General features: G+C 33.0%; 14 protein-coding genes and 1 riboswitch. Of the genes, 2 read left to right on the forward strand and 12 right to left on the reverse strand.

The window, feature by feature from the left end; translation table 11 throughout:
• Positions 1-41: 41 nt before the first annotated feature.
• From ISP02_RS06760 to ISP02_RS06770, 3 genes are read right to left on the reverse strand one after another with little or no spacing between them, the layout of a single operon-like run.
• Positions 42-1,181, reverse strand: a complete 1,140-nt coding sequence (locus ISP02_RS06760; RefSeq protein WP_195720824.1) for a toxic anion resistance protein — start codon at positions 1,179-1,181, stop codon at positions 42-44.
• A 37-nt stretch (positions 1,182-1,218) separates the two neighbouring features.
• Positions 1,219-1,839 carry a 5-bromo-4-chloroindolyl phosphate hydrolysis family protein gene (locus tag ISP02_RS06765; protein ID WP_195720825.1) on the reverse strand — a complete coding sequence of 207 codons (621 nt, stop codon included), beginning with the start codon at positions 1,837-1,839 and terminating at the stop codon, positions 1,219-1,221.
• A 19-nt stretch (positions 1,840-1,858) separates the two neighbouring features.
• Positions 1,859-2,128, reverse strand: coding sequence for an acylphosphatase (locus ISP02_RS06770; RefSeq protein WP_195720826.1), 270 nt, complete (start codon positions 2,126-2,128; stop codon positions 1,859-1,861).
• 285 nt (positions 2,129-2,413) lie between these two features.
• Here ISP02_RS06770 and msaA point away from each other — a divergent pair, with 285 nt between their 5' ends.
• Both msaA and cspA read left to right on the forward strand, forming a co-directional pair.
• Positions 2,414-2,722, forward strand: a complete 309-nt coding sequence (msaA, locus tag ISP02_RS06775; protein ID WP_195720827.1) for a regulatory protein MsaA — start codon at positions 2,414-2,416, stop codon at positions 2,720-2,722.
• A gap of 182 nt (positions 2,723-2,904) precedes the next feature.
• The gene (cspA, locus tag ISP02_RS06780) at positions 2,905-3,105 is read left to right on the forward strand and encodes a cold shock protein CspA (protein WP_001831260.1); all 201 of its coding nucleotides are present in this window, start codon (positions 2,905-2,907) and stop codon (positions 3,103-3,105) included.
• 133 nt (positions 3,106-3,238) lie between these two features.
• Here the strand turns inward: cspA and lysA are convergent, their stop codons facing one another.
• The 9 genes from lysA to ISP02_RS06825 all read right to left on the reverse strand — a co-directional run bounded on the left by lysA (position 3,239) and on the right by ISP02_RS06825 (position 12,759).
• Positions 3,239-4,504 (reverse strand): diaminopimelate decarboxylase, encoded by a 1,266-nt coding sequence (gene lysA / locus ISP02_RS06785; RefSeq protein WP_195720828.1) that lies wholly within the window; start codon positions 4,502-4,504, stop codon positions 3,239-3,241.
• Between the two features lie 2 nt (positions 4,505-4,506).
• The gene (locus ISP02_RS06790) at positions 4,507-5,580 is read right to left on the reverse strand and encodes an alanine racemase (RefSeq protein WP_195720829.1); all 1,074 of its coding nucleotides are present in this window, start codon (positions 5,578-5,580) and stop codon (positions 4,507-4,509) included.
• 3 nt (positions 5,581-5,583) lie between these two features.
• The gene (locus ISP02_RS06795) at positions 5,584-6,732 is read right to left on the reverse strand and encodes a M20 metallopeptidase family protein (protein WP_195721840.1); all 1,149 of its coding nucleotides are present in this window, start codon (positions 6,730-6,732) and stop codon (positions 5,584-5,586) included.
• Between the two features lie 189 nt (positions 6,733-6,921).
• Positions 6,922-7,641, reverse strand: a complete 720-nt coding sequence (gene dapD / locus ISP02_RS06800) for a 2,3,4,5-tetrahydropyridine-2,6-dicarboxylate N-acetyltransferase (RefSeq protein ID WP_195720830.1) — start codon at positions 7,639-7,641, stop codon at positions 6,922-6,924.
• Positions 7,642-7,663: 22 nt separating this feature from the next.
• The gene (dapB, locus tag ISP02_RS06805; protein ID WP_195720831.1) at positions 7,664-8,386 is read right to left on the reverse strand and encodes a 4-hydroxy-tetrahydrodipicolinate reductase; all 723 of its coding nucleotides are present in this window, start codon (positions 8,384-8,386) and stop codon (positions 7,664-7,666) included.
• The gene (gene dapA, locus ISP02_RS06810; protein WP_195720832.1) at positions 8,383-9,270 is read right to left on the reverse strand and encodes a 4-hydroxy-tetrahydrodipicolinate synthase; all 888 of its coding nucleotides are present in this window, start codon (positions 9,268-9,270) and stop codon (positions 8,383-8,385) included. The genes dapB and dapA overlap by 4 nt, the downstream gene beginning before the upstream one ends.
• Position 9,271: 1 nt before the next feature.
• Positions 9,272-10,261 carry an aspartate-semialdehyde dehydrogenase gene (locus tag ISP02_RS06815; protein WP_195720833.1) on the reverse strand — a complete coding sequence of 330 codons (990 nt, stop codon included), beginning with the start codon at positions 10,259-10,261 and terminating at the stop codon, positions 9,272-9,274.
• A gap of 54 nt (positions 10,262-10,315) precedes the next feature.
• Complete coding sequence (locus ISP02_RS06820; RefSeq protein ID WP_195720834.1) at positions 10,316-11,518, reverse strand: aspartate kinase; 1,203 nt, start codon at positions 11,516-11,518, stop codon at positions 10,316-10,318.
• 89 nt (positions 11,519-11,607) lie between these two features.
• Positions 11,608-11,786: riboswitch (Lysine riboswitch) on the reverse strand.
• A gap of 142 nt (positions 11,787-11,928) precedes the next feature.
• Positions 11,929-12,759: an aldo/keto reductase gene (locus ISP02_RS06825; protein ID WP_195720835.1), complete on the reverse strand. Its 831-nt coding sequence runs from the start codon at positions 12,757-12,759 to the stop codon at positions 11,929-11,931.
• Positions 12,760-12,791 lie beyond the last annotated feature (32 nt).

The raw sequence follows: 12,791 nt of genomic DNA on the forward strand, positions 1-12,791 counted from the left end.
AAAATCATCGAATGGCTTTTGTATATTTAATTAACATTTAACTATTGTTTGTCATCTTTTAAATCTAATAATTGTCGTTTTAATTCTCCTTCAAGCTCTGATAATTCACCTTCAGCTTGTTGACGTTTTTGACGTCCTTGCTTTTGTATTTGTAATGTTTGTTCAATGGTTTCAATAATGTCACTTTGCGTTGTTTTTAACGTTTCTATATCTACGACGCCGCGTTCATTTTCAGTGGCTGTCTCCACAGCATTCTGTTTAAGCAATGATGAGTTCTTAATCAATAATTCATTCGTTGTATCGGTAACTGCTTTTTGAGCTGATACAGCGTTTCTCTGACGCATGAGCGTTAAAGCGATAGACATTTGGTTTTTCCATAAAGGAATACTTGTCAATATTGAACTTTGTATTTTTTCTGCTAAGGCCTGATTTACATTTTGTATCATTCTAATTTGAGGGGCGGTTTGGATTGCAATTTGTCGAGATAATTGTAAATCATAGATTCTTTTATCAAGTCGCTCAACGAATTGGCTCATATCCGACGCTTCTTGAACATCCATTTGGTTCGATGATTGTTTAGCTTGTTCTTGTAATTGAGGTAAGTCGTGTTGCTCAATAGCATGCTTTTTTTGCTTTGCAGCTTCAATATATAACGTTAAATCGTCAAAGTAGTCTTTGTTTTGATTATATAATTCATCTAATAGATCAATATCTTTTTTTAAATTTCCTTTGTGCTTGTCTAGCTCTAGTGAAATGCGGTCAATTTGTGAACCGACTGACTGCATTTTAGAAAACACTTCATTAATCGATGCTTTTGTTCTTTTAAAAATACGCTTTAATTTAGATTGGTTTTCTGGATTTAATTCGTCTGGATTAACAGATTTTAATTTAGACATTAAACTATCTAAAGTATCACCAACTGGTCCGACATCTGATGTTCTCACATCGTTTAATATACGATGTGAGAATTGAGACATATTAGATTGGGCATCTGTCCCAAAATTTAACAATGCTTCGTTATCTAAGGGGGTAATCGATTGACTTAACTTTTGAATCTTTTGCTGTTCCGCTTGAGAGAATTGTTGTTGTTTACTATCGAGGATCTCATGTTCATTAGCGTTTTGCTCATCGATGTATGAGTCAAACGGATGAGCATTTAAATAATCTTGTTCTCTAGACATATTACTTCGCTCCGTTTCTAAATATTAAAATTTAGTATTATTTGCGTCTTTTTTGTTCCATTTTATTTAATTCCATCTCTATATTTAACTTTTGATAGTCATCTTCATTGATTCTTTTCAAATCTGCTATCAACGTACGATTCACTTCATCTAATGTAATACGTGTTTGTTCGAGTTTTTGCTTTTCTTCCTGTGTCTTTTTCGGAGATTTAGAAAGTCTCGTATAAGATTCTATTAAATTAAGTGCATTATCTATATGAGAATAAAAGAAACTCTCTACTAAGAAAAATTTTGAAGGTTGTTGTTTAACTGCAAAATAAATTGCTCGTGAGATTCGATAAATATCGCTGACTTGTCGAAAATCTTTAATTGACCTTACGTTAACAAAAACTTTTAAAATCCGTCTTATTTTATCTTGAGCATGGTTCAGTTGATTATTTACGAAATGATAATCTCTACGTGATAATCCTATCTCATGTAAGTATTTTCTCGATGACAAACGTTGAGTAGGAAAGTAACCCCCCAAGAAAGCAGCAATTGAGATTAAAATATCAAAAATAAATTGTATATCTAAAGCAAAAATGCTAACAAACCATACTATGACAGCAATTGGAAAAGCGACAACAGTCCCCAAAACACGAGAAATATTGTATCTCAAATTTCATCTTCCTTTATATTTAAATTGTTTTAAATTGTTTTAAATCTTGATCTATTTCTAAGTCTTCAATGGTGTAGTCATCGACTTGAGAGGAAGGGGAAGCACCTTTAATAACGGCTTCGGTAAATGCCTCAATTTCTGTTTCGTCTCCTTGAGCATAAATGTCTACAAAATCTTCTACATTTTGAACTGTACCAGTAATATTATATTTAAGTGCTAATCGGTCTGTATAAAAACGAAAACCAACACCTTGTACCATTCCAAATACTTTAATGTGTTTACGTTGCATACAAAATCACCTCTTATTGACATTATACGCAATTTAAGTTCACAAAACTAATATTTAACATACACAACGTTAACTTTACCAGTCAAAAGTATGAGACGTAAAACTTGATTTTACATGTGATAAAGTTAAAATATTACACACGGAGTAATTTTTCGGGATACGTTTACATATTTAATTTTGTAATTAATATTTTTCGAATAATCGAGTCATTACTTTACAAAGTTTGAATTAAACTTTTGCAACTATAAATTAATTTAAATCATCGTAAAGGGAGGACTGCATATCATGTGGACAATAACTAAAATAAGAGCTGATTATGAAGGATGGTGGCTATTTAGTGATTGGGCTGATAATATAGTAGAACGTGATAATTATGATACTTATGATGAAATGTTAAATAAATATCAATATAAAATTCGCAAATGCAAAGAAGATTACGATAATTATTTAATTGGAAAATACAATATACATGCTTTTTATAATAATTGTGAATTAGGTTTTTGTGAGGATTGTGATGAAAATCTACAAATATTCTATAGTTTTATTGTATTAAATAATAATAATGTTTATTATAATCTTCCAATAATTGATTGAATGAATTTTTTCAATAATGTATTGCATTTTGTATTCAATTCACGTATACTAGCAATTAAGCAATAGTTTTATTCCATATTGCAAAGAATATTGTCTGTACAGCATCAACTGTGAAACCGTATTTTTTGTAATATGCGAATAACGCATATTGAAAGAATTTTAGTCTTGGAGGTTTCACAATTATGAAACAAGGTACAGTTAAATGGTTTAACGCTGAAAAAGGATTTGGTTTTATCGAAGTTGAAGGAGAAAACGACGTATTCGTACACTTCTCAGCAATTAACCAAGAAGGTTACAAATCATTAGAAGAAGGTCAATCAGTAGAATTTGAAGTAGTTGAAGGCGACCGCGGTCCTCAAGCTGCAAACGTTGTAAAACTATAATCATAGATTTAGTTTATTGACTAATTAAAGAACCTTGTTGTAAAGGTTCTTTTTTTTCATATTTTTAAATTAAAAATAATTTAATTTATAATAAAACCGTTACTTTTTTATAATAAAAGTAACGGTTTTTATTTTATTTAGTATCATTAATAATTAATTGTCTTAATGATTGTCTTTTAATCACTTCTCTAGCTTTACCATCTTTCAAGAAAAATACTGAAGGCTTTTGCATTTGATTATAATTTGATGCCATAGAATAGTGATAAGCTCCAGTTGATAAAATAGCAATAAAGTCTCCTCTGCTTATTGAAGAAGGTAACTTCGCATTTTTTATAATAATATCACCAGATTCGCATAATTTACCAGCAAGTGTTACAGTTTCATCTGCTTCTTCATTTCGATTAACAAGTAATGCTTCATAACTAGCGTCATATAATGCAGTTCTGATATGATCACTCATACCACCATCTACAGAAACGTACTTATTAACATTAGGTATTTCCTTGATAGTGCCAACTTCGTATAATGTAATACCTGCTTCGCCGACGATAGAACGTCCAGGTTCGATGCCAATTTCAGGAATAGGGTAGTTTACTTCTTTAGCAATTGTTTTAATCGCTGTCGTAATTTCTGCGATACCATCTTCAATAGGAAAACTTACATCTCCCTCAACGTATTTAATACTAAAGCCACCACCTAAGTTTATTAGCTCAACTTTAATTTCTTGTTCACTTAACCAATTAATAACCATTTTAGCAGTTTCAATCATCGCTTCAGTACCTTCAATTTGAGAACCAACATGGAAATGAACACCTTTTAAATTTAATTTATCCGCATTATTTACCGCTTCTACACCTTTAATTGCTAAGCCATGTTTAATAGATAAACCAAATTTACTATCTTCTTGACCAGTTTGAATAAACTCGTGTGTATGAGCTTCTACACCAGGATTTAAACGTAATACTACATTGACTGTTTCAGAAGCATATTTATTAATAATATCGATTTCATCTAATGAATCAATAACGATATAACCAACTTTATTTTCTAGTGCATATTGAATTTCTCGCTTTGTTTTATTATTGCCGTGAAAATGAATATGACTAGGATCAAAACCAGCCTCAAGTGCTGTATATAATTCTCCTTCAGAGACAACATCTAATTCTAAGTTTTCTTCTTCAACAAGCTTAACCATTTGAATACAAGTAAATGCCTTTGAAGCATATGAAATGTTATATTTTAAACCACTTTGCTTAAAAGCTTCATGATAGCGTTGCATCTGTGTTCTAATTTGTGTTTCATCGTAAACAATAGTAGGCGTGCCAAAACTTTGTGCAACAGTTTTAAGACTCGTGCCTCCCATCGATAGTTCGCCGTATGCGTTATATTCTACAGTCATAATTATCTATACTCCTTTATTAATGAATCATGGTTCATTGCGCTTAATTGTTCTGAGTTTGCCCCCACACCTTTAAACGTAAATTCATCGACACGTATATCATTATTATATAGTATTACTTCGTCTTGTGCATTTATCGTATCGTCAACTTCTACAAACATATGACTCATCATTAAAGCTCTAATAGGATATCGCTTACCATTTATAATTGCTTCATGCTGTGCACGTGCTTTTAATATTCCGTCACCATAACCGATATCGACAACTGCAAGTTTGGTGTTATCTTTAACTGCTTCAAAAGCAAAACTATAACCACAATATTGTCCTTGTTGAACTTCTCTAATTTGAATTACATTACCTTTAACCGTTAAAGATTGCACAATATCTTGTTCATCTACCGTACTATACGGTCTAGAACCATATAACGCAATGCCTACTCTTGCATGTGTATGTTGTGGTAATATACCGTCTTCACGGTAATAACTAGCACTATTTTGTGCATGTATCATATTAAATGAATAACCTGCAGCAAGCACAGTATCTACGACCTGTAACCACGCTTCTTTTTCTTGTTCATAATCAGGAACCCCAAATTCATCAGCGTATCCGAAGTGAGTCCACAGGCCATTAATAATCATTTTCTCTGTATTAGTATTGCTGTGATGATGCTCTAACACTTCAATGATTTCGTTTATATTTTTCAATCCGGAACGATGTAATAAATTTTCATATTCCAAATGAATTTTAATACCAGCCAAATCTTCATAATGATTGTAATAATATGATAGGGAAGGTAAAGTCATTTCAATGTTGTATGTTCTTAATGGTTCAAATTCATATACGGCGTTCATTAAAAATATCGTTGCATTTGGCGCGATTTTTCTCACTCTAACGGCTTCTTTCAAAGAGGTCGTACTAAAAGTATCAATACCCGCTGTTAAAAATTGTTCTACGGCAAATTCTAATCCATAGTGGTAAGCGTTATTTTTAACGACTGCCATAATATTATTTTGTTGTTTAACAGTTTGAACGTTGTTTAAAAAAGTTTGTTTGTCTACCGACCAAATTGCTGTCATCTCTTACACCTCATCATAATTAAATAGTATTTGTTGATAATAATCAGCAACTTTAATCAACATATATTCATTAAAATTTAAATGTGAAGTATGTAAACCGGTTACATAACCTTTAGCTTCATCTTTAGTGCCAACAAACACAAAATAACTAGGCGCTAATTGACTATAGAAACTAAAATCTTCACCGAAAAGATAAGGCGTTGTTTTATCTATAACTTTTAATTCAGCATTTTTTAATGCGTTTTCTACGTTATTTCTTAATTTAGGGCTATTATAAGTAGGTGGATAACCTTCAGCAAAGTCTACTTCACATTCAACATTAAATAATGATTTTACGCTATCAGCTATTTTAAACATTTGTTCTTTAACAATGGCTAAGTCGTTTTCATCATAAGTACGTATTGTACCTTCCAAATAGCCATTACTTGGCACAGTGTTAATAGCTTCACCCGCTTCAAATCGACCCATATGTACAATATTTCTTTTCAAACCGTTTAAGTGATATTGCTGAATATTACCGACTTGAGATAATACATGTTGTAGCGCTTCACCACAAGAATGACCTTGTTCTTTGTCGGCAACATGGCTCGATAAACCGTTTAAATAAAAACGGTATTCTGTAGCACTTGCTGTAATTTCCTCATCTCGAATCGCAACTGAACCTTCCTCAACAAATGGCATTACATGAATACCAAATACAGCTTCAATAGGGTAATTTTCAAATGCATTAGCTTTGATTAGTCTATTGGCACCGCCGCCAGTTTCTTCAGCTGGTTGGAAAATAAAGACTACGTTTTGAGGTAGTTGTCCTTGATCTGACCACTCCTTACAACGACGAACAAATAACATTAACGCAGTCGTATGACCATCATGTCCACATGCATGCATAACATTGTCATTCAAACTTCTATAATTAACATCGTTTTCTTCAAATATAGGAAGAGCGTCTATATCAGCACGGAAGGCAATTGTTTTTTCACCATTACCAGGCAGATATGCGATCAATCCTGTTTCTAAAGGGCGCTCATACTTTACGCCTAGTTCATCTAAAAAAGAAGCAATATATTTTGTTGTTTCAAATTCATGTAAACTTAACTCTGGATGTTGATGTAGATAACGTCTATGTTTTGTTACAAATTCTTGTTCATTCATCATTATCATTTCCTTTATAAATAAGTTAGTCTCACTCTGTAAATAATTATATGTATGAAAATTTTATAATAAAAAGAGGAGGAAGAAACAGTCATTTTATAAGATACATGGTGACTTTATTGTCAATGTATCTTATAGTATCAGCTACTGACGTGTCTCAGTCCTCCTATTAAAGCTAATAACTATAAATTAGTTATTTAAATTTCTTAAAGCAGATACAATTTCACGTTTTGAATCTTCTACTTCACTCGTTTGTTTAATTACTTTTGCTGGTGTACCAGCTACTACAGCTCCTGCAGGCACGTCTTGCGTTACGATTGCACCAGCTGCAACAATTGCGCCTTGTCCAACTGTAACACCTTCAAGAATCACTGCATTAGCACCAATTAATACATCGTCTTCAATGATAACTGGAGAAGCACTTGGTGGCTCAATAACACCTGCTAGCACTGAACCAGCACCAACGTGCACATTTTTACCTGTCGTTGCTCTGCCACCTAAAGTAGCATTCATATCAATCATCGTTCCTTCACCAACAACAGCGCCAATATTAATTGTAGCACCCATCATTACAACAGCACCGTCTTCAATAGTAGCTTGTTCTCTAATAAATGCACCTGGCTCAATACGAGCGTTTGTGTTTGTTAAGTCTTTTAATGGAATAGCTGAATTTCGACGATCCATTTCAATTTCTAATTCTTCTATGCTGTCTTGGTTATTGTCGTAAAATGTTTTCCATTCATCTGCTTCACAAAAAATTACTTTTGAATCCTCTGAACCGAATACTTTAAATGATTCTGGGAAAGTTGTATTTGCAAAGTTACCATTTGCATATACTTTCAAAGGTGTTGATTTTTTTTCGTCACTAATATATTGAATAATTTCTTCTGCTGATAAATTTTGTACCATAATTTTGTAAGCTCCTTATTGTTTATAAATTATCAAATGTATAGAAGTCATTTGACTTGTTGATTAATCTTTCTGCTGCACTAATGGCTCCATTAGCAAAAATATCTTTTGATTGTGCGCGATGAGTAATTTCGATCGTTTCATCGATACCAGCAAATAATACTTCGTGTTCACCTACTATAGTACCACCACGTTTAGCATGAATGCCAATTTCTTCAGGCTTTCTTTTTTCTGTGTTTTCGTGGCGGTCATAGACTGGCGACGTTTTATCTCTTAATGATTCAATTACATCATATAGTTTAACTAAGGTACCACTAGGTGCATCTACTTTTTTATTATGATGTGCTTCTGTCAATTCAATATCATAATCCTGTAAAAGTGGTACTGCGGCTTCTAAAATTTTAGTAAGCGCATGAACACCGTAACTCATATTTGCACTGAAAAATACAGGCATACGTTTACTTAACTCTTTTAATTTACTAATAATAGTTTCTTTTTCACCAGTAGTCGCAATAACTAAAGGGAGTTCAAAAGAATCATCTAGTAATGGTAATAATAATTCAGGGTTTGAGAAATCAATGGCTACATCAGCTTCGTTTGCTTCTGAAATTTTTTCAAAAGTAGGGTAGGGATATGATTTGCTACTATCCCTAACTACAACACCAGTGATTTTATGTCCTTTTTCTTCAGCTAATCTTGCTACACGTTCATTCATAGCACCATAACCGATTAGAAGTATCTTCATACGTTGTCACCTGCTTTGTATTGATTATATGCATCTTCTAAAGCTTTTCTATCATCGTCCTCTAAAGTAACTAAAGGAAGGCGTACTTCATAATTTCCAAATCCTTCAACAGTCGTTAAAACTTTGATAGGTATTGGATTTACATCAACAGAAAGCGCATCTAATAGTGTTCCAATGGGTTGATATAATGCTTCGACATCATCATTTTGTTGACTTGTTTCGTATAAATTTTGAATTGCTTTAGGAATGACATTAGCTATTACTGAAATAACACCATGGCCGCCATCATTGAAATAACGAACAATATTATCATCATTACCGCTATATAAAGCAAAGTTATCTAAATCTAATTTTTGTTGAAGTGTTGCTAAATAATCAAAATCATTTGTAGCATCTTTTAATGCAACAATGTATTCATTTTTGCTTAATTCAACTACTGTATCTACTTCAATCGTCATATTCGTACGAGAAGGGACGTTGTATAGTACGACTGGCAATTTCGCTGCATCTGCGATAGTAGTAAAATGTTGGATTAAACCACGTTGATTGGTTTTATTATAATACGGTGTGATTAACATAATCGCATCTGCGCCAAGCTCTCTTGCTTTAACAGAGGCTTGAATTGATTTCTGTGTATTGTTGGTACCCGTGCCTGCTATTACAGGAATTCTGCCATTTACTGTATTTACGACTTCTTCTAAAACTTGATTTTTTTCATCTTCTGTTAAGGTAGGATTTTCAGCTGTTGTACCATTAACCACAATTGATTTTGCATTGTTATCTATCAAATAGTTTACATGCTTTCTTAGTGCAATATAATCGATTTCATTATGTGTAAATGGAGTGGTTAATGCTACGCCTACACCTTCAAAAATATGTGCCATATTATTTAACTCCTTTCAGACTCATTACTTGTTCTAAAATTTGAACGGCATTCAATGCTGCGCCTTTTAATAAGTTGTCAGAAGTACACCATACATGGAAAGTATTATCTAATGTCTCATCTCTACGAATACGTCCGACGAACACTTCGTCTCTGCCTGTAGAATGAATAGCTAATGGATATTCATTGTTTGCTGGATTATCAACTAGTACGACACGGTCATCTTGCTCAAATAATTGTTGTATAGCTTCTACTGAAGTTTCTTTATTCAATGTTACACTCATGTGCACGCTATGACTGTCTTGTACAGGAACACGAACACAAGTAGCCGTAACTTTTAACTCGTCTTCTTTTAATATTTTACGTGTTTCATCAATCATTTTTTGTTCTTCTTTAGTATAGCCATCTTCTAAAAACACATCGATATGTGGTAATACATTGTTATATATAGGGTGAGGATATGCTTCAGGTTGTTTACCATTCGCGCCTTCAGCTAAATCTTGTTTTCCTTTAACACCAGAACCTGATACAGCTTGATATGTTGTATATGCTACTCTTTCAATACCATATGCATCTTGTAATACTTTTAAAGGTACTACTGATTGTATTGTCGAACAATTCGGATTGGCAATGATTTTACGATTTAATTTCGGTTCATTTACTTCTGGCACAATTAAATCAATACCTTCTGTCATTCTCCACTGACTTGAATTATCAATAACGATTGCGCCCGCTTGCTCAAAAATAGGGGAGAAGTGCTCACTTGTACTTCCTCCTGCACTCATTAATACAAAATCAAAGTGCTCACTTGCCGCTTCTTCAGTTAATTCCTGTACAGTATAAGTTTTTCCTTGGAATTCAACTTCGACACCAGCTGATCTAGCTGATGAAAATAATACTAATTCATCAAACGAAATATTTTTTCTATCAAGTGTTTCTAACATTTTTCTTCCTACTAATCCTGTTGCTCCTGCTACTGCTAATTTTGTCATATTATATACACTCCAGTAATTAAATTTTGTAATCATTTAACATAATTTTATAGTTTAAATATCGAAAGATTCATATAAATTTGTAACTGCACGTTCACCATTATGAGCATCAATCACATAAGAAATGCTTATTTCTGAAGTTGTTGTTTGATAAAAGGGAATGTTATTAGCGATTAATGTCATAAAGGCTTTAGATGCAACACCCGACATATCTCTCATACCAGAGCCGATTAATGAAATTTTAACGTATTCCTCATTAATCTTGAAGTCTAAAGCGTTAAAATCTTCTGACAATTTCTCTAAAATATTAGTAATTTGAATTGCATCTGTATCTTTAATTGTGAATGACATCTGTAATCCTTCTATATTAACAATTTGAGATATCATATCAACATTTACCGAACCTTCTTCTAGTTTAGTAAATAATTGTGTTAATAACTTGTCATCAGGTAACGGGTAACTGATTGTCACATGCATCATATGTGTATCCAATGCTACGCCAGTTACTGCTTTTTTCTCTAATAAATCTGCTTGTGCCATAATCCATGTTCCTTTCACATTCGATAAAGTTCTTCCTAAATAAATAGGGATATCATAATTGTTTGCAAGTTCTACACTTCTTGTCTCTAATACGCCTGCGCCAAGCGCGCTCATTTCCATCATTTCTTCATAAGAAACGTAAGATAGGCGTTTGGCTTGTTTATAAAGTCTTGGGTCAGTAGCATAAACACCGTCAACATCAGTGTAAATTTCGCAAGGGGTTTGATTACTCGCCGCTAATGCTACAGCAGTTGTATCTGAACCACCACGACCTAACGTCGTTAATTCAAATGAATCATTGATACCTTGGAAACCTGCTACCACAAGTACATCGTTCGTTTCGAACGACTGGTTAAACGTTTCAGGATTAATTTCTGCTATACGACTTTTCAAATGATGGCCAACGGTTTTAATACCTGCTTGATAGCCAGTCATTGCCTTAGCATTTACGCCTAAATCATTTAGCATCATGGAAAGGTATGACACTGTTTGTTGTTCACCCGTAGTTAATAACAATGCCAATTCTTCATCTTTAGGGTTTTCAGTAACTGCACTGACATTTTCCATTAATTGATCAGTGGTTTTACCCATGGCACTGACCACCACAATAAGCTGTTCACCGTTATCAACTCTAAGTTTCAACATTTCCGCAATATTTCTAATTTTCGTAAAATCGCTGACGGACGAACCGCCAAACTTTAAAACACTTCTATTCACTTACTTTATCCTCCTCAAATGACTAGGGGAGAATCACAAATCATATAAAAAAAAGCAAGTTCGGAATGCGAACTTGCTCGTAATTTATATACAAGTGATGCACTCCATTATTTAAAAATAATGACAGACTCTTAGCTCTTAACCATAAAGTCCAATGATCGATAAGCTGCTATTATCGTCACTTCGGCATCTCACCCTTTCAAAATTAGCTACTAGCAGGTAGTTTGTTCTAATAAATACTAATGATTGATGCGCCTCATCTAATTCTTATTAAATTGGTTATGTTTCACATTATACATATAACGATATATGCTGTAAACCGGCAAATGTGAATTTTTTAAATTTACTGATAATTTAAATCTATTTCACTATTAAATCTTTTATAAGGTTTAATAATCGAATAGAATCCTTTAAAACTCTTCGTATTCTGCAGGATCTTGATCTTTACGTCTACCATCGTCCTTAGTAAGTGCATCAATTTGAGCCAAATCTTCACTTTCTAAATAAAAATCGAAAACATCAATATTTTGTAGTTGTCTAACATTAGAAGCAGATTTAGGGATAGGGACCACACCATTTTGAATATGCCATTTCAAAATGATTTGTACTGTAGTTTTATTATATTTATCTGCTATTTGTTGAATAACTTCATGATTCATAATATTTACGTTTCTACCTAGGGGACTCCACGCTTCGATAATGATACCTTTTTCTTGGTGATATTCAAGTACATCTTTTTGGTTAAAGAATGGGTGTAATTCAATTTGGTTAACAGCAGGTAATACACCAGTTTCTTTTTCTAAAGTCTCAATATGTTCCGGCAGAAAGTTACATACACCGATTGATTTTACTAATCCTGCTTTTTGAGCAGCAATTAAAGCGGTCCATGCTTCTACATATTTGCCTTGTTTTGGGTTTGGCCAATGAATTAAATATAAATCAATATAATCTACATTGAGACGATAAATAGATTCTTGAATAGCAATCATGGCAGAATCATAATCATGATAACGGCCAGGTAATTTAGAAGTTACAATAATTTGATCTCTCGCTACATGACTACTCTCGATAGCTTTACCTACAGTGCCTTCATTTTCATAGTTGTACGCAGTATCTAATAAACGATAACCGTTATTTAGTGCATTTACAACTGCATGAACACCTTGAGTTCCGTTCAATTTATATGTACCAAATCCTAAAACTGGTAATACTTGTCCATCTAACATATTTAAATTTTCCAATTTATCGTCCTCCAATTTTCAAGTTAGAAGTT

It is taken from the genome of Staphylococcus durrellii (assembly GCF_015594545.1).
GTDB lineage: Bacteria > Bacillota > Bacilli > Staphylococcales > Staphylococcaceae > Staphylococcus > Staphylococcus durrellii.

Excerpts from the sequence above, each read along its gene's own strand:
- ISP02_RS06795 (WP_195721840.1), bottom strand. The coding sequence starts at position 6,732 with ATGAATGAACAAGAATTTGTAACAAAACATAGACGTTATCTACATCAA.
- dapB (WP_195720831.1), bottom strand. The coding sequence starts at position 8,386 with ATGAAGATACTTCTAATCGGTTATGGTGCTATGAATGAACGTGTAGCA.
- ISP02_RS06790 (WP_195720829.1), bottom strand. The coding sequence starts at position 5,580 with ATGACAGCAATTTGGTCGGTAGACAAACAAACTTTTTTAAACAACGTT.
- msaA (WP_195720827.1), top strand. The coding sequence starts at position 2,414 with ATGTGGACAATAACTAAAATAAGAGCTGATTATGAAGGATGGTGGCTA.
- ISP02_RS06815 (WP_195720833.1), bottom strand. The coding sequence starts at position 10,261 with ATGACAAAATTAGCAGTAGCAGGAGCAACAGGATTAGTAGGAAGAAAA.
- ISP02_RS06760 (WP_195720824.1), bottom strand. The coding sequence starts at position 1,181 with ATGTCTAGAGAACAAGATTATTTAAATGCTCATCCGTTTGACTCATAC.
- cspA (WP_001831260.1), top strand. The coding sequence starts at position 2,905 with ATGAAACAAGGTACAGTTAAATGGTTTAACGCTGAAAAAGGATTTGGT.
- lysA (WP_195720828.1), bottom strand. The coding sequence starts at position 4,504 with ATGACTGTAGAATATAACGCATACGGCGAACTATCGATGGGAGGCACG.
- dapA (WP_195720832.1), bottom strand. The coding sequence starts at position 9,270 with ATGGCACATATTTTTGAAGGTGTAGGCGTAGCATTAACCACTCCATTT.
- ISP02_RS06770 (WP_195720826.1), bottom strand. The coding sequence starts at position 2,128 with ATGCAACGTAAACACATTAAAGTATTTGGAATGGTACAAGGTGTTGGT.
- dapD (WP_195720830.1), bottom strand. The coding sequence starts at position 7,641 with ATGGTACAAAATTTATCAGCAGAAGAAATTATTCAATATATTAGTGAC.